The sequence below is a fragment of the Actinoplanes sp. ATCC 53533 genome, assembly GCF_003947245.1.
The window spans coordinates 26,960-42,252 of the sequence record NZ_QHHV01000121.1; the positions used below are offsets into that span (position 1 = coordinate 26,960).

The window sequence follows — 15,293 nt, forward strand, 5'->3', positions numbered from 1 at the left end:
GGCCGGCGAGCAGGAATCGGAACGAGGCATGGCGCAGGGGCGCGAGGACGCTCATGGCTCCTCCATGCGGAACATCGCGATGGTGGTGCTGGTGCGAATGGTGCCGGGGGTGCGCGGCGGCCTCGCCGCGTCGTGCAGGTCGCGGCCGGCCTGGGCGATCCGGTCGCGGATCTCCCGCCAGACCTCCGGATCGACCCAGATCTCGGCGTCGGTCATCGAGCCGCCGACGGACCAGTCGGCCTCGGCCGTGCGACGGACCAACTCGTTGGCGACGGTCGCGAACAGGGCACGCTGGGTGTCGACGCCGTGCGGGCCGAGCATCGCCTCGCGGTTGCGGTCGCGCTCGGCGTCGTAGCGGTAGCGCTTGGCGACGCCGCCCCGGATGCGCTCCTCCCCGGCCTGCACGATCAGGCCGGCGCTGAGCAGATTGCGCAGGTGGTAGCTGGCATTGGCGTGGGTGAGCCCCAACTCGCGGGCGACATCGGCGGCGGTGAGCGACGAACCGGTCAGCAGCGACAGCATCCGCAGGCGGACGGGGTGCGCCATGGCCCGCAACGTGGCATGGCGCCGGCCCGGCGCATCTCCCAAAGACATGTTGGGGAGTTTAGGAGAGACGGACCTCACTGTCCAACACTTATTGGGTGGTTGAGACACTGCGGAACGACGCGGTTATCGCTAGGGTTACTCGCGAGTAGGTCTGGCGCTCATCCCGAAAGGTCCACCGATGACTGAATTCAGCTCTGAGTCCCTCGCCTCGATCGGGCCGAAGGAATTCGCGCAGCTCGTCAAGTCCACCCCGGACTCGAAGATCACCGAGGTCATGGGCTCCGACAGCCGCAGCAAGATCCTGGACGAGGTGTTCAACCGGATGCCGACGCTGTTCCGGGCAGACCGGGCCGGCGCCACCCAGGCCGTCATCCACTGGAACATCACGGGCGGCCCCGGCGGCAGCACGGACACCTACGAGACCGTGATCGAAAACGGCGCCTGCACGGTCACCAACCAGCCCGCCCGGGAGCCGAAGCTCGCCATGACGATGGACCCGGTGACCTTCCTCAAGGTGGTAACCGGCGACGGCAACCCGATGATGATGTTCATGACCGGCAAGATCAAGGCGAAGGGCGACCTCGGCCTGGCGGCCCAGGTGGCCAAGCTCTTCGACATCCCGAAGAACTAACCCGGCTCTTCCGCACGCCCCGCCGAGTGCATTTCGGCGGGGCGTTGCATTTTTACCAGCTACGCACACAGCCCGGCCCCGCCGCGACAAGGCGACGCCCGAGCCGACTCCGGGCCGTTGCGCCGCCGCCGGGCCAACCGGTTTGCCCATCCCCCAGTCACCATCCGGCCAACGTGCCGGGCGGCCGGGCGGCCATCCGGCCAACGTGCCGGGCGGCCAGGCGGATGGGCGGCCAGGCGGATGTTGTCAGAGGGTGATGCGGCCCTCGACGGCGCTCAGCGCGATGTCTGTGCGGTGGTGGGAGCCGTCCAGCGTGATGCCCTCCACCAGGGCGTATGCCGCCGCGCGGGCGGCCGCCAGGTCCGGGCCGGTGGCCGTGGCGCTGAGCACCCGGCCGCCCGACGACACCAGCGCACCGTCCGCCCGGCGGGCCGTGCCGGCGTGGATCACGCCGGGCTGCTCGCCGCCGGAGATCACGTCGCCGGTGCGCGGGGTGCCCGGATAGTTGTGGCTGGCCACGACGACCGTCACCGCCGAGCCCTCGTGCCAGCGCAGCGCCGGGAAGTCGGCCAGCGCGCCCGTCGCCGCCGCGTGCAGCAGCTCGCCCAGCGGCGTCGCCAGCAGCGCCAGCACCACCTGGGTCTCCGGGTCGCCGAAGCGCGCGTTGAACTCGATGACCTTGGGCCCGGTGCGGGTCAGGGCCAGCCCCACGTAGAGCAGGCCGGCGAACGGCGTGCCCCGCCCGCGCATCTCGGCCAGCGTGGGCATGACCGTCTCGGCCATCACCCGCTCGACCAGGTCGGCCGGGGCCCAGGACAGCGGCGCATAAGCACCCATGCCGCCCGTGTTCGGGCCCGCGTCGCCGTCGCCGACCCGCTTGAAGTCCTGGGCCGGCATCAGCGGCACCGCGGCTGTGCCGTCGGTCACCACGAACAGCGAGACCTCGGGGCCGTCGAGGAACTCCTCGATGACGACGCGTCCGCAGTCGCGGGCGTGCGCCTCGGCGGCAGCGCGGTCGTCGGTGACCACGACACCCTTGCCGGCGGCGAGGCCGTCGTTTTTCACCACATAGGGCGTGCCGAACTCGTCCAGCGCGGCCGTCACCTCGGCGTCGGTGGTGCACGCCGCGGAGCGGCCGGTGGGCACGCCCGCGGCGGCCATCACGTCCTTGGCGAACGCCTTGGAGCCCTCCAGCCGCGCCGCTGCCCCGCTCGGGCCGAAGCAGGCGATGCCCTTGGCGCGCACGGCGTCGGCGACGCCCGCCACCAGCGGCGCCTCCGGGCCGACCACCACCAGGTCGGCGGCGACCTCGACGGCCAGGGCGGCCACCGCCGCCGGGTCGTCGGCGGTGACGTCGCGCAACTCGGCGACCGCGGCGACGCCGGGGTTGCCGGGGGCGGCGAACAGTCGCTCCACCGAGGGGTCTGCGGCCAGGCCGACGGCAAGGGCGTGCTCGCGGCCGCCGGATCCGATCAGAAGTACACGCACGCCGCAGATCCTACGGGCCGGGGATGATCTCGTGCGCAGTCGTCCACAGGTCCACAATGCACCGGCGATGCGCTGTGGATAACGCTGTGGATAACAGGTGGGAACCGCGAGGCGGCGGGCTGCGGGGTCGCGTAAACTTCGGCAGTACCCGGGCCTCTCCGTGTACGACGTGTTTCAACGGAAGGCGTCAGTCAAGTGCCGGTGATCGTGTTGGTCGGCGCCCAGTGGGGCGACGAGGGCAAGGGCAAGGCCACAGACCTCCTGGGCGACCGGATCGACTATGTGGTCAAGTTCAACGGCGGTAACAACGCCGGCCACACCGTCGTGATCAAGGGTGAGAAATACGCCCTGCACCTGCTACCGAGCGGCATCCTCACCCCCGGGGTGACCCCGGTGATCGGCAACGGCGTCGTCGTCGACCTCGCCGTGCTGTTCGAGGAGATCGACGGTCTCGAGGCCCGCGGCATCGACACCTCCCGCCTGCGGATCAGCGCGAACGCGCACGTCATCGCGTCGTACAACCGGACGCTGGACAAGGTCAGCGAGCGCTATCTGGGCGCCCGGCGGATCGGCACCACCGGTCGCGGCATCGGCCCGACGTATGCGGACAAGATGAACCGGCTCGGCGTCCGGGTCCAGGACCTCTTCGACGAGTCGATCCTGCGGCAGAAGGTCGAGGCGGCCCTGTCGTTCAAGAACCAGGTGCTGTCGAAGATCTACAACCGCAGCGCGATCAAGCCCGACGAGGTGATCGCGGAGCTGCTCTCCTACACCGAGCGGCTGCGCCCGATGGTCGCCGACACCGCGCTCGAGCTCTCCCAGGCGCTGGACGCCGGCAAGGTCGTGCTCTGCGAGGCCGGCCAGGCCACCCTGCTGGACGTCGACCACGGCACATACCCGTTCGTCACCAGCTCGAACGCGACCGCCGGCGGCGCCTGCACCGGCTCCGGCATCCCGCCGACCCGGGTCGACCGGGTCGTGGCGGTGCTGAAGGCGTTCACCAGCCGGGTGGGCGAGGGGCCGTTCCCCACCGAGCTGCACGACGAGATCGGCGACTACCTGCGAAAGGTCGGCCACGAATACGGCACCACGACCGGCCGCCCGCGCCGCATCGGCTGGCTCGACCTGGTGATGGGTCGGTATGCCCAGCGGATCAACGGCGTGACCGACTTCGCCCTGACCAAACTGGACAATTACGACGGACTGGACGAGATCCCGGTCTGCGTGGCCTACGAAGTGAACGGGGTGCGGCACGACGAGATGCCGTACAGCCAGAGTGACTTCCACCACGCGACCCCGATCTACGAGACGCTGCCGGGCTGGAAGAAGGACATCAGCGGCGCGCGCAGCTTCGACGAGCTGCCGGAAAATGCCCAGCGCTTCGTCGAGTTCGTCGAGGAACGGATCGGCGCGCGAATCTCCGTGGTCGGCGTCGGCCCGGGCCGCGAGGAAGTCATCGAGCGACACTCGGTGCTGGGCGAGGCCTGAGCCGTGTACGACGTCATCCTGCTCAGCCTGACCGAGGGTGGCGGCTCGGCCGCGGGTGCCTGCGGTGCGGCCTGCGGCGGCTGCGGCTCCGACTCCGCACCGGAGGTTTGCGAGACTCCGCGCGTACCGGTGCTGAAGTGCGCGGATGCGCTCGCCGCAGCCGGCGCGCGGGTCGAGACCGTGACCGCCTCCTCGGATGCGGAGATCGACGCGGTGATCGCCCGGTTCGACGCGCCGGCCAGGCCGGACGGCCTGTCCTGGCCCGACCGGGAGAGCAAGCTGCGGCTGGTCATCGCGACAGCGACCGACGGCCAGCTGCGGGCGGTGATGCGCCGGCTGGTCCGGCGGTACGCGCCACCGCCGAGCAAGCGCCCCGCCGACCTCGCCGACAACCGCACCGTGCCCGACCTGCCGCCGGTGGCGATCTTGCCGCTGGACCATGCCAACCGCACCGACCTGGCCGCGCAGCTCGGCCTGCCCCGTGAGCCCGCCGCGGTCGCCGCGGCGGTGCTCGGCGACCGGGTGCGCCGTCTCGACCTGCTGCGCAACGACGGCGGTTCGGTGACCGTGGACGGCGCGCTGGTCGGCGGCTCCGACGACGCCGGGGCGGCGGTGCCGTGGCGTGGCCGCATCGAGGTGGACGACGCCGTGCTCTCCGACGGCACCGACCAGATCATCGCCTGCGCGATCGGCAACGCCGGCGCCTACGCCGAGTTCGACGGCCTCCCGCTGCTCACCCAGCCGGACCCGGCAGACGGCCGGGTCGAGGTCGCGGTGGCGGTCCCGGTGCTGGTCAAGCAGCGCTTCAAGAAGCCGAGGGTACGGGTGGAGGTTCGCCGAGCCCGAGGTCGCGCCGTTTCGGTCCTGCCCCGAGACGGTGACCTGCAGTTTCTCGACGACGGCGTGGCGGGGACGATGACCCGCAAGCGCTCGTGGTGGACCGAGCCCGGAGCCTGGGCGGTGTACGCGGGATGACCGATTGTGCGACGCTGAACTAGCACTCAGGTACGAATCTTTGTTACGGGGAGGTCGCATCCGTGGAGGACGAGAACGCCGACCGCGTCTACGTCCCGGGCACGAACAGCACGCAACCCGACCGGGACGTCGAGCCGTTCTGGCCGCCGGAGGAGCTGAACGCTCCGGTGCACGGTGGCAAGCCGGTGCCCAGAGACGCACCGCAGGCTTTCCCGCTCCAGCCGGCCCCGCCGGTGGCACCGCCGCAGCAGGGTGACCCCGGCGTCTACCGGCCGATGGACCGGGTCGTGACGCCGCCACCGACACCACCGATGTACCACCAGCAGACGCCCCAGCCACAGGTCCCCCGCCCGATCCAGGAGCCGGCGACCGGCGGGGCGCAGCCCTGGCCGAACATCCCGCCCCGCAGCGGACCTCCCACACCTTCCACGCCGGATTCGGGGCACTTCTCCGCATCTGCCCATGTTCCGCCGCCGCCGACCACTTCGGACGCTCCGTCGCACGCTTCGGGCAGCGCGGCACCGGTCTCCGGGCCGAGGCCGACCTCGGGCACGCCGGCCAGCGGAGGACCGCACCCCGACGGGCCGCCTGCCCCTCCCGGCCCGACATTCGGCACGCCAGCCAGCGGAGCACTGCACCCCGACGGGCCGCCCGCTGCCCCTCCCGGCCCGACATTCGGCACGCCGGCCAGCGGAGGACCGCACCCCGACGGGCCGCCCGCTGCCCCTCCCGGCCCGACATTCGGCACGCCGGCCAGCGGAGCGCCGCACGCCGACGGGCCGTCTGCTCCTCCCGGCCCGACGGCCAGCGGAGATGGGCCGTCTTCGGCGGCGGATTCGCCTTGGGCGCAGCCGCCGCAGCGGTCGCCGCAGACGGACGGACGTCCGGCGACCGAGCCGCGGCGCGGGCCGGAGACCTCCGGGTCGGTGTCGCGGAATGGGGCTGTGTCCGGCTCCGGACCCGCGCGCTTCCCGACGGTGACCCCGCGAAAGAGCCCCGAGAACGTGGACGAGCAGCACTCGGGGGCGGTCTACCGGCCGGGGCCGGTCGGCCCGAACAGCCCTCGACCCGGCGACCCGCAGCAGGCCGGCCAGCAAAGTGGCGCGCTCTCGCAGGCGGCTGCCCACCAGAGCGGCTCGGCGTCTGTGCCTGTGCCGCCCCACGTGGCGATTCCGAACCAGCCTGGCCCGCAGCACCCGGCACCACCACCTGGACCGAACCAGCACGGTCCGAACCAGCACGGTCCGAACCAGCCAGGTCCGAACCAGCCAGGTCCGAACCAGCACGGTCCGATGCTGCCCGGCCCGAGCCAGCCAGGTCCGAGCCAGGCAGGTCCGCCCCCGCCCGGCCCAACCCCGCCTAGGCCGAATCCGCCTGGACCGATCCCGCCTAAACCGAATCAGGCCGGGCCGAATCAGGCCGGGCCGAATCAGGCCGGGCCGAATCAAGCCGGGCCGGTGCCGCCCTTCCCAGGCCCGACTCCGCCGCATCAGGGCCAGCCACATCAAGGCCAGCCGCACCAAGGCCAGCCGCACCAAGGCCAGCATGCACAGTGGCCGGTGGAGCAGCAGCCGTGGATGACGAACGGGCAGCCACCCCCGGCGCCGGGTCCGTTCCCGCCGACCATCGATCCGCGAACCGCTGCCCCGCATCCCCAGCTTCAGCAGCCGCATCAGGGCGAGCAGCCGCCCGGACCGAACCAGCCGCCGCCCGTCGATCCGTACCAGCAATTGCCTTGGGTCTCGGACGGCACGCCGACCGCGGAGGAGTTCGCCCGGCGGCGGCTGGCGAAGCCGGCCGAGCCGACCGCCACCATGGGCGCGCGGGCCATGCTGCAGAAGGGCACGATGGGCCTGGTCCGGTTGGCGCCGGGCAAGCGCGAGCAGGAATACAAGCAGGACGTCGAGATGGTCCGGCGCAACTTCGGCGGGCTGCGGCAGGTCACCGTGGTCAACCCGAAGGGTGGCGCCGGCAAGACCGTCGCGGTGCTGCTGCTGGCGATGACCTTCGGGCAGAAGCGCGGTGGATACGTCCTCGCCTGGGACAACAACGAGACGCAGGGCACCCTCGGCATGCGGGCGCAGCAGGACTTCCATGCTCGCACCGTCCGCGACATGATGCGCGACCTGCATCTTTTCCGGGGTTCGCACGGCCGGGTCGGCGATCTGAGCCAATATGTGCGGGCGCAGGGCGAGGGCATGTTCGACGTGCTCGCGTCGGACGAGTCGGCGACGGCGGGCGAGATGCTCACAGCCAGCGCGTTCGCCGAGATCCGGGAGATCGTCAGCCGGTTCTACAAGCTGATCTTCGTGGACACCGGCAACAACGTCCGGGCCCAGAACTGGCAGGCGGCGATGGACGCCACCGACCAACTGGTGATCACGATGTCGGCTCGTAACGACTCGGCCGAGACGGCGGCGCGCATGCTGGACCATCTGGAGCAGAGCGGCCGGCAGCGGCTGGTCCGCCAGGCGGTCAGCGTGGTGACGATGCCGCCGACCCGCAAGGACATCGATCTACCGGCGATCCAACGCCACTTCGCGGCCCGCACTCGCGCGGTCCTGCTGGCGCCCTACGAGAAGCTGATCGACTCGGGCGAGCCCCTGCGCTACGGCCACCTGTCCGCCGGCACCCGCGACTCCTGGCTGAAGATCGCCGCGGCAGTAGCCGAAGGCCTCTAACCAGACAGGCCAGGCCGAATCACCAGGCAGGCCGGGCCGAACAACCAAGCAGGCCAGGCCGAATCACCGGCCTGGCCTGGCCTCGCGGCAACCGCCAATCGTCAAATGGACCCGGCCACTCAGGTGAGGGCGTCTGCCGCTGCCGGGTCGCTGTCGCGGAGGAACTGGGCGCAGCGGGCTGCCTCGTCCGCTTCGCCGATCTCCGCGGCCGCCACCGACAGGGCGTGCAGGCACCGCAGGAATCCCTGGTTAGGCACGTGCGACCACGGCACCGACCCGTGTCCCTTCCACCCGTTGCGGCGCAGCGCGTCCAGCCCACGGTGGTAGCCCGTGCGGGCGTAGGCGTAGGCGGTGACCGGCTGCTTTTCGGCCAGGGCGCTTTCCGCCAGCGCCGCCCAGCCGCCGCTGAATGCCGGGAAGCGGGCCGCGACGGTCTTGAACGCGTCGTCGGTGCCGGCCTGCTTCGCTTCGGCCAGGGCGGTGTCGGCCTCGGCGTCGGCGGGAAGGCGGGTGGCCGGCGGCTCGGGAAGAAGGTTCTGCATGTGACCATTCAACCCCGGCGCGGGGGTGTTGCCGGGGGCGGGAGGGTGAATGTCACCACAGCTAGTCCCACGCCTCGCCCAGCGCGCGCAGCCGGCCCGCGTACTCGATCTGCTCCTGCCAGGCCACCGGCCAGGCCGCCAGGCCGAGGGCCGCGCCCGCGAAGCCGCCGGCCAGGCAGGCGATGGAGTCCGAATCGCCCGAGGAGGCCGCGGCCCGACGCAGCACCGTGACCGGCTCTTCCGGCGAGAGCAGGTAGCAGTACAGGGCTGTGGCCAGGGCTTCCTCGGCGATCCAGCCGGCGCCGGTGGCCAGGCACGGGTCGCCGCCGGGGTCGCCTCGGCGCAGCGCGTCGGACACCCGGTCGAGCGCCGCGGCGTTCTCGTCCCAGCCGCGGGCGATGAAGTCTTCCGGTGTCTCCACCGTCGGGCGCTGCCACAACTCGCCGAGCCAGTCCTCGTGGTAGCGCCGCCGCTGGTCGGCGCAGTGCGCGCGCAGGCGCGGCAGCAGGTCCCGCGGCGCCAGGCCGTCGCTCAGCCAGCGCACCGCGAACGCCGTCAGTTCGCTGGCCGCCAGGCCGGTCGCGTGTCCGTGGGTGAGTCCCGCCTGCAGTTGCGCGGCCCCGGCGCGCTGGGTGTCGGTGAGGCCGGGGATCAGTCCGACCGGGGTGACGCGCATGTTCGCGCCGCAGCCCTTCGAGTGAATCTGCGATGCCTGCTGCCAGGGGCGGCCGTCCGCGAGGTCGCCGCACGCGCGCAGGCAGGTCATGCCCGGGGCGCGGTTGTTGTCGGGGCTGATCGCCCAGTCGAGGAAGGCCTGCCGGAGCACCGGTTCGAAGCTTGCCGGGGTCAGCGGCACCGCCGCGACCAGGGCTTCGCCGACCGCCAGCGCCATCTGGGTGTCATCGGTCACCAGTGCCGGGTTCCCGGTCAGCTCGCGCGGCCCGGCCGGCCCGTAGGCCGCGACGATCGTCTCGTAGTCCTGGAACTCGGTGGGCTTTCCCAGCGCGTCCCCGTAAGCCAATCCGAAGAGCGAGCCCGACGCGTTTTTCACGCTGGCTACCCTACGGTGATGCCCGGTGATCCCCTGCAGTCCGTGTTCGGCGGCGAGACGCCGTTTGATGCCACCGCGTTCGAGATCGAGTCGCGCGCCGAGTTGGACACTCACCTCGCCAAGCGGTCGCTTGCCGGTTTGATCGTGCTCGGGCTCCGGCTCGACGAGCACCCGCCCGACTTCGCCGGCGTCGACGTGGCGCAGACCCTGTTCGTCGGGTGCCGGCTGGCCGGTCCGGCGGTCGAGACCGATCTGATCGCCCGCGGCGCCCATCTGGTGCCGCCGTTCGAGGCGCGGCCGTATCCGACCCATCCGGCGCATCTGTATACGCCCGAGGAGCTCTCGTTCGGGTTCGCGCAGGACGGCTTCGCCGGCATGTACGACACCCGCGTCTACGAGCATTTCCTGGAGCACGGCGGGGCAGCGCCCGATCTGCGGGAGGCCATCGGGCAGCGCCTGCACGACGCCGGCGTCGACAACGCCCTGGGCAAGGCCCTGGCCGCCTGGGTCGGCGGGCATGACGCCCGGGGCGCGGTCGGGATCATGGGCGGGCATGCCGAGCCGCGCGGGTCGGCCGCGTACCGGATGGCCGCGACGCTGGCCTGGCGGCTGGCCGGCGCGGGCCGGTTGATCGTGACCGGCGGCGGGCCCGGCGTCATGGAGGCGGCCAATCTGGGTGCGTTCTTCACCGATCGGACGGCGGACGAGCTCTCCGCGGCCATCGATCTGCTCGCGCCCGCCCCGGGCTTCATGGACCACGAGCCGTACACGGCCGCGGCCCTCGCGGTGCGCGAGGCATATCCGGCGCCGGCGGCCGGCGATGTGGTCGGCCGGCTCACCCATGGCGGCCTGGCCCTGCCCACCTGGCTGTACGGCCACGAGCCCGCGAACCTGTTCGCCGGGCAGATCGGCAAGTATTTCTCCAACGCGGTTCGCGAGGACACGATCCTACGGCTGTCGCGCGGCGGGATCGTCTTCGCGCCGGGCTGGGCCGGCACTGTGCAGGAGGTGTTCCAGGCGGCGACGAAGACGTTCTACCGCACCGACGGCCCGTCCGGCGCGTTCGTCTTCCTGGGCGTCGAGCACTGGTCGGCGCTGCCGGTCGAGGCCCTGTTGAGGCCGCTGCTGGCGCGCTCACCGCACGGCGACCAGTCGGACCTGATCGTGGTCACCGACTCGATCGACGAGGCGATGGCCGCGCTGACACATTAGTCACGCGAGGGGCGCCTGGTAGGTCTGCCCGATGAGCTCCACGCCGAAGCTGTGGTGTGCTTCCTCGTCGACGAGCGTGAACCCGCGGCTGAGGTAGATGGCGCGCGCCGCGGTCAGCGGATGATTGGTCCACAGTCGCACGGTCCGGTATCCGGCGTCGCGGGCGAACTCCAGGCAGGTGTCCACCAGGCGGCCGCCCAGGCCGTGCCCGCGGCCGTCGGGGCTGACCAGCAGCAGCCGCAGCTGTGCCGTCGAGTCCGGCCCGGAGACGCAGAACACACAGCCCACCCGCCGGCCGTCGACCTCGGCCAGCCAGGCGGCCTCCCGCTCGGCGTCGTGACCGGAGGCGAAGTCCGCGACGATCCGGGCGACCAGCGCCTCGAAGCTGCGGTCCCAGCCGTATTCGCGGGCATAGACCTCGCCGTGGGCCGAGATCACCCAGCCCAGATCCCCGGGCTGATCCAGGCGCCGGATGACCGCGCTCATGGACTCCTCCAAAAGCTGACCGAAAAGTTGACTGAAACGACTGTTTCAGTCAGGATAGCGTAGTGTCGGCCCGACGTGCTGAGCTGCTGGAACGCGCCTACGACCACGTGTTGACCCACGGACTGGCGGATATGTCGCTGCGACCCCTGGCCACAGCCATCGGTTCGAGTCCCCGGGTGCTGTTGCTGCTGTTCGGCAGCAAGGAAGGGCTCGTGCGCGCGCTCCTCGACCGGGCCAGGAGCGACGAACTGGCGATGCTGGCCCGGTTGCCGGCCGCCGGCGACCGGGTGGCGGAGATCTGGCGGTGGCTGGCCGCGCTCGAACACCGGCCGCTGCTCGTGCTCTGGGCCGAGGCGTACGTCCGTTCGCTCGTCGATCCCGGCGGGCCGTGGGCCGATTTCGCCCGCGCCACGGTGCGGGACTGGCTCGACGTGCTGACCGCCGGGCGACCCGGGACCGAGCGGGCGGCCACTCTCACCCTCGCGGTGCTGCGCGGAGCGTTGCTGGACCTCCTCGCCACCGGCGACGTGGAGCGCACGTCGGCGGCGGTGGAGATCCACATCAACGGCGGCCGGCGGTAGCTCCGGCGGTCAGGCCACGTGGACGCGGCGCCAGCTGTTCACCGGGAGATCCAATTCCGGTACGTCGGTCAGCCCGTTCTCGTCCATCGCGTTGAAGACCGCCAGCCGGGCCCCCTCGAAGAGGAACTCGACCGCGTGCAGGACCCGGGGTCGCCACTCCGCGACCGTGGTCCGCTCGACGATGTTGACCTCGCGCAGCACCCGGCCGCGGGCGTTGCGCAGCGCGGCGTGCGGGTCGGCCCGCCAGTCGAGCTGGATGCCGGTGGCATACCAGTCGATGGGCGCGCTCATGTCGACCCGGTTCCAGGTGATTGCACACTCATCGAACTTGCGGTGGGTGATTTCGACGTTGGTGCCGCCGAAGCCGAGCACCACCGGGCCGTCGGCGAACCAGCCGCGCTCGGAGAGGTCCCACATCAGCCAGCCGGCGACCAGCTCACGGCCGATGAGCCGGGAAAACCGTGCTCTGTGTAGGGCTGCTAGGGCTTCGGCGTCGTGGTGCCAGTCGGGTTCATACCCCTCGATGCCGAGCACGATCACCGCCCTCTTCCGGACAAGACGACGATCGTACCCACGCCTCTGCGTAGCGCCGCAACACGAGAACGGCCGGCCCCCACCGATGGGGACCGGCCGTCATCGAGAGCTCACTTGCCGAGCGCGGTGCCCGCCGAACGCAGGTGCTCACACGCCTCGACGACGCGCTTCGCCAGGCCGTCCTCGGCCAGCTTGCCCCAGGCGCGGGGATCGTACTGCTTCTTGTTGCCGACCTCGCCGTCGATCTTCAGCACGCCCTCGTAGTTGCGGAGCATGTGGTCCACGACCGGGCGGGTGAACGCGTACTGGGTGTCGGTGTCGATGTTCATCTTGACCACGCCGTAGTCCAGGGCGCCGTGGATCTCCGACAGCAGCGAGCCGGAGCCGCCGTGGAAGACCAGGTCGAACGGCTTCTCCTTGCCGTACTTGGCGCCGACCGCCTCCTGGATCTCCTTGAGGATCTCCGGGCGCAGCTTGACGTTGCCGGGCTTGTAGACGCCGTGCACGTTGCCGAACGTGAGGGCCGTCATGTAGCGGCCCTTCTCGCCCAGGCCCAGCGCGGCGGCCGTGGCCAGGCCGTCCTCGACCGTCGAATACAGCTTGTCGTCGATCGCGGCGGAGACGCCGTCCTCCTCGCCACCGACCACGCCGACCTCGATCTCGAGGATGATGTGCGCGGCGGCGGCCGCGGCGAGCAGCTCCTCGGCGATCTGCAGGTTCTCCTCGACCGGCACGGCCGAGCCGTCCCACATGTGCGACTGGAAGAGCGGCGCCAGGCCGTTCGCGACCCGCTCCTTGGAGAGGGCGAGCAGCGGGCGCACGTACGAGTCGAGCTTGTTCTTCGGGCAGTGGTCGGTGTGCAGCGCGATGTTGACCGGGTAGTTCTTCGCCACCTCGGTCGCGTACTCCGCCAGGGCCACGGCGCCGGTGATCATGTTTTTGATGGTGGGGCCCGAGGCGTACTCGGCGCCGCCGGTGGAGATCTGGACGATGCCGTCGCTGCCCGCCTCGGCGAAGCCCTGCAGTGCGGCGTTGAGGGTCTGCGAGGACGTCACGTTGATCGCGGGGTACGCGAACGCGCCGGCCTTGGCGCGGTCGAGCATCTCGGCGTAGACCTCAGGGGAAGCGATGGGCATCGGGTGCGCTCCTTGATCTCGGTACGGAAGCAGAGGGCAGGACCGCGCTGTCCTCCAGCAGGCAGTATTCCGCAGCGAGGGACGGCGACGGAAATCGCCCCGTTATCCCTACACCGGTTTGCGCACCGCGCGGGCGGGGATGCCGCAAGATGGGATCGTCCCCGTGGCATGGAGGGAAGTTCGGCGATGACGTACCCGGACAACGAGCGCGACCTGGAAACACCGGAGGCCGACGCCGCTGAGCAGGCGACACCCGCGGACCCGGGTGCGCTGGACGACAGCGAGCCGGAGCCCGCGAGCTCGTCGGCCGAGGTCTCGGAGTGGGACGCCCTGGAGCAGCGCCACGTGGTCCAGCTCGATGACGACGATCGCTGACCGTTTGCCCTATTTCATCACAAATCGCGGATTGCCCACCACCCAGGCCTCCAGCGCGTCGCCGCGGATCGCCGCGTAGAGCGCCGGACCGACCTTGGGATAGATGCGCTCGCGGCCGACGGCGGTCCCGTTGAAGCTCGGCTCGCTCACTCCGACGACCTCCGCGGAGCCGAGCGAAGCCGCCCCGGCGAACAGCGCGCCGATGTCGCCGTCGATGTCGATGCCGTCCTCGGCGGCCCGCACCAACGCCTGCAACCGCGCGGGGTCGGCGAGCGTGCCGTTCCCGGTGAGTTTGCCGGCCAGGGCGCGCAGGAAGCGCTGGGCTGTGCGTTCGCGGTCGTAGCCGCCGTGCTTGAGGTTGTAGCGGGCCTGCAGCAGCGGCGAGATGTCATCGGCGCCGACGTGCTGGCAGCCCTTCGGGAACTTCTTGCCGCTGTGCACCGATTTGATCGCCTCGGGAAGACACATGTCCACGCCGCCCACGGCCGCTGTGACCGCGCGCAGGGCACGCAGGTCAACCGTCACCCGGGCGTCGAAGTCGACCCCGGTCAGCTCGGTGACGATCTTCTCCGTGAGGGCCGGCCCGCCGTGATACAGCGTCTCGGTGAGCCTTGCCAGCTGGCCGCTGGGCAGCCGTACCTCGCCGTCCCGGGGCAGGCTGATCAGGTAGGTCCGGCTCCGGTCGGCCGGCACGTGGATCATCATGACCGTGTCGGCGTGCCGCTCGGCGGGATTTTCCCAGCGCAGCCTGTTGTCGCTGCCGAGCAGGAGCACGTCGATCGGACCGGCCGGCGCCGGCGTCAGCTCGCCGGCCAGCGGGACCGGCGCCGGGGTGCCGTGCCGCCACTGCTCCAAGGCCACCGGAACGGCCGCGCCCGTCATCAGCACGACGGCGGTGACCCCGGCGATCCGGCGGGCGAGGCGCCGGCGCTTGGCGCGCACCCAGGCCAGGTCGATCCTGGCCCGCACCGGGGCGACCTCGGGAGCCAGGCTCTCGTGCCGCACGAAGGTGGCCCGCAGCTCCTCTTCGATGTCACTCATCGGGCCTCCACCAGGTCGGCGCGGAGCGTGGCGAGCGCCCGGGAGATGGACGAGCGGACCGTGCCGACGGCGCAGCCGAGCACCTCGGCGATGTCCGCGTCCGGCAGGTCCTCGTAGTAGCGCAGCACGAGAGCGGCGCGTTGCTGGCGGGGCAGCTTGGCCAGCATGCCCCAGACGCGGTCACGCTCGGCCGTCTCGTCGGCGTGGTCGAACGGCACCGCACGGACCGGATCGGGCTCGGCTCGCAGCAGCACCCGCCGCAGCCAGGAGCCGCGGCGCAGGTCGATGAACTGGTTGGTCAGCATCTTTCGGACGTAACCGTCCGGGGAGTCACTGCCGGCGACGCGCCGCCAGTTGAGCTGGACGCGGACCATCGTGTCCTGCACGAGATCCTGCGCCGTGTGCAGGTCGCCGGTCAGCATGACGGCATACCTCAGCAGCGCGCCGAGCCGGCTGTCGGCGAACTCCTCGTAGGTCACAGGCACCTCCGCTCCTACGACGGGTCCGAGCACCCGAATCATTGCGC

At 71.3% G+C, this 15,293-nt stretch carries 17 protein-coding genes; 7 read left to right on the forward strand and 10 right to left on the reverse strand.

Going from position 1 to position 15,293, the window contains the following annotated elements:
* Positions 1 to 51 precede the first annotated feature (51 nt).
* Positions 52 to 594, reverse strand: coding sequence for a transcriptional regulator (locus DMB66_RS34505; RefSeq protein WP_233625048.1), 543 nt, complete (start codon positions 592 to 594; stop codon positions 52 to 54).
* A gap of 130 nt (positions 595 to 724) precedes the next feature.
* On the opposite strand from DMB66_RS34505, the gene DMB66_RS34510 reads away from it, so the two are divergent.
* Complete coding sequence (locus tag DMB66_RS34510) at positions 725 to 1,177, forward strand: SCP2 sterol-binding domain-containing protein (RefSeq protein WP_125808312.1); 453 nt, start codon at positions 725 to 727, stop codon at positions 1,175 to 1,177.
* Positions 1,178 to 1,423: 246 nt separating this feature from the next.
* Here the strand turns inward: DMB66_RS34510 and purD are convergent, their stop codons facing one another.
* Entirely contained in the window at positions 1,424 to 2,665 is a 1,242-nt protein-coding gene (gene purD / locus DMB66_RS34515; protein ID WP_125808313.1) for a phosphoribosylamine--glycine ligase, read from the reverse strand.
* Between the two features lie 195 nt (positions 2,666 to 2,860).
* On the opposite strand from purD, the gene DMB66_RS34520 reads away from it, so the two are divergent.
* The gene (locus tag DMB66_RS34520; RefSeq protein WP_125808314.1) at positions 2,861 to 4,153 is read left to right on the forward strand and encodes an adenylosuccinate synthase; all 1,293 of its coding nucleotides are present in this window, start codon (positions 2,861 to 2,863) and stop codon (positions 4,151 to 4,153) included.
* Between the two features lie 3 nt (positions 4,154 to 4,156).
* Positions 4,157 to 5,128 (forward strand): hypothetical protein, encoded by a 972-nt coding sequence (locus tag DMB66_RS34525; RefSeq protein ID WP_125808315.1) that lies wholly within the window; start codon positions 4,157 to 4,159, stop codon positions 5,126 to 5,128.
* Between the two features lie 265 nt (positions 5,129 to 5,393).
* On the opposite strand, the gene DMB66_RS34530 is transcribed toward DMB66_RS34525, so the two are convergent.
* Positions 5,394 to 5,681 carry a hypothetical protein gene (locus DMB66_RS34530; RefSeq protein ID WP_125808316.1) on the reverse strand — a complete coding sequence of 96 codons (288 nt, stop codon included), beginning with the start codon at positions 5,679 to 5,681 and terminating at the stop codon, positions 5,394 to 5,396.
* 373 nt (positions 5,682 to 6,054) lie between these two features.
* On the opposite strand from DMB66_RS34530, the gene DMB66_RS66125 reads away from it, so the two are divergent.
* Positions 6,055 to 7,809, forward strand: coding sequence for a MinD/ParA family protein (locus DMB66_RS66125; protein ID WP_370319756.1), 1,755 nt, complete (start codon positions 6,055 to 6,057; stop codon positions 7,807 to 7,809).
* 119 nt (positions 7,810 to 7,928) lie between these two features.
* Here the strand turns inward: DMB66_RS66125 and DMB66_RS34540 are convergent, their stop codons facing one another.
* Positions 7,929 to 8,351: a DUF3151 domain-containing protein gene (locus DMB66_RS34540; protein ID WP_125808318.1), complete on the reverse strand. Its 423-nt coding sequence runs from the start codon at positions 8,349 to 8,351 to the stop codon at positions 7,929 to 7,931.
* A gap of 61 nt (positions 8,352 to 8,412) precedes the next feature.
* Complete coding sequence (locus DMB66_RS34545) at positions 8,413 to 9,402, reverse strand: ADP-ribosylglycohydrolase family protein (RefSeq protein ID WP_125808319.1); 990 nt, start codon at positions 9,400 to 9,402, stop codon at positions 8,413 to 8,415.
* Between the two features lie 18 nt (positions 9,403 to 9,420).
* On the opposite strand from DMB66_RS34545, the gene DMB66_RS34550 reads away from it, so the two are divergent.
* Complete coding sequence (locus tag DMB66_RS34550) at positions 9,421 to 10,614, forward strand: LOG family protein (RefSeq protein ID WP_125808320.1); 1,194 nt, start codon at positions 9,421 to 9,423, stop codon at positions 10,612 to 10,614.
* On the opposite strand, the gene DMB66_RS34555 is transcribed toward DMB66_RS34550, so the two are convergent.
* The gene (locus DMB66_RS34555; RefSeq protein ID WP_125808321.1) at positions 10,615 to 11,100 is read right to left on the reverse strand and encodes a GNAT family N-acetyltransferase; all 486 of its coding nucleotides are present in this window, start codon (positions 11,098 to 11,100) and stop codon (positions 10,615 to 10,617) included.
* Positions 11,101 to 11,162: 62 nt separating this feature from the next.
* Between DMB66_RS34555 and DMB66_RS34560 the strand changes: the two genes are divergently transcribed.
* Positions 11,163 to 11,681: a TetR/AcrR family transcriptional regulator gene (locus tag DMB66_RS34560; RefSeq protein WP_125808322.1), complete on the forward strand. Its 519-nt coding sequence runs from the start codon at positions 11,163 to 11,165 to the stop codon at positions 11,679 to 11,681.
* A 9-nt stretch (positions 11,682 to 11,690) separates the two neighbouring features.
* Here DMB66_RS34560 and DMB66_RS34565 read toward each other — a convergent pair whose 3' ends face one another.
* Complete coding sequence (locus DMB66_RS34565; RefSeq protein WP_233625049.1) at positions 11,691 to 12,221, reverse strand: hypothetical protein; 531 nt, start codon at positions 12,219 to 12,221, stop codon at positions 11,691 to 11,693.
* Positions 12,222 to 12,325: 104 nt separating this feature from the next.
* Positions 12,326 to 13,351 carry a class II fructose-bisphosphate aldolase gene (fbaA, locus tag DMB66_RS34570; protein ID WP_125808323.1) on the reverse strand — a complete coding sequence of 342 codons (1,026 nt, stop codon included), beginning with the start codon at positions 13,349 to 13,351 and terminating at the stop codon, positions 12,326 to 12,328.
* 186 nt (positions 13,352 to 13,537) lie between these two features.
* On the opposite strand from fbaA, the gene DMB66_RS34575 reads away from it, so the two are divergent.
* Complete coding sequence (locus DMB66_RS34575; protein WP_199752789.1) at positions 13,538 to 13,726, forward strand: hypothetical protein; 189 nt, start codon at positions 13,538 to 13,540, stop codon at positions 13,724 to 13,726.
* 9 nt (positions 13,727 to 13,735) lie between these two features.
* On the opposite strand, the gene DMB66_RS34580 is transcribed toward DMB66_RS34575, so the two are convergent.
* Both DMB66_RS34580 and DMB66_RS34585 read right to left on the reverse strand, forming a co-directional pair.
* Complete coding sequence (locus tag DMB66_RS34580; protein ID WP_125808325.1) at positions 13,736 to 14,767, reverse strand: LCP family protein; 1,032 nt, start codon at positions 14,765 to 14,767, stop codon at positions 13,736 to 13,738.
* Complete coding sequence (locus DMB66_RS34585; RefSeq protein ID WP_125808341.1) at positions 14,764 to 15,246, reverse strand: SigE family RNA polymerase sigma factor; 483 nt, start codon at positions 15,244 to 15,246, stop codon at positions 14,764 to 14,766. The genes DMB66_RS34580 and DMB66_RS34585 overlap by 4 nt, the downstream gene beginning before the upstream one ends.
* Positions 15,247 to 15,293 lie beyond the last annotated feature (47 nt).

Bases quoted from the DNA above. Each gene is read 5' to 3' on its own strand.
- DMB66_RS34555 (WP_125808321.1), bottom strand. From the start codon at position 11,100: ATGAGCGCGGTCATCCGGCGCCTGGATCAGCCCGGGGATCTGGGCTGG.
- fbaA (WP_125808323.1), bottom strand. From the start codon at position 13,351: ATGCCCATCGCTTCCCCTGAGGTCTACGCCGAGATGCTCGACCGCGCC.
- DMB66_RS34550 (WP_125808320.1), top strand. From the start codon at position 9,421: ATGCCCGGTGATCCCCTGCAGTCCGTGTTCGGCGGCGAGACGCCGTTT.
- DMB66_RS34540 (WP_125808318.1), bottom strand. From the start codon at position 8,351: ATGCAGAACCTTCTTCCCGAGCCGCCGGCCACCCGCCTTCCCGCCGAC.
- DMB66_RS34510 (WP_125808312.1), top strand. From the start codon at position 725: ATGACTGAATTCAGCTCTGAGTCCCTCGCCTCGATCGGGCCGAAGGAA.
- DMB66_RS34580 (WP_125808325.1), bottom strand. From the start codon at position 14,767: ATGAGTGACATCGAAGAGGAGCTGCGGGCCACCTTCGTGCGGCACGAG.
- DMB66_RS34575 (WP_199752789.1), top strand. From the start codon at position 13,538: ATGACGTACCCGGACAACGAGCGCGACCTGGAAACACCGGAGGCCGAC.
- DMB66_RS34505 (WP_233625048.1), bottom strand. From the start codon at position 594: ATGTCTTTGGGAGATGCGCCGGGCCGGCGCCATGCCACGTTGCGGGCC.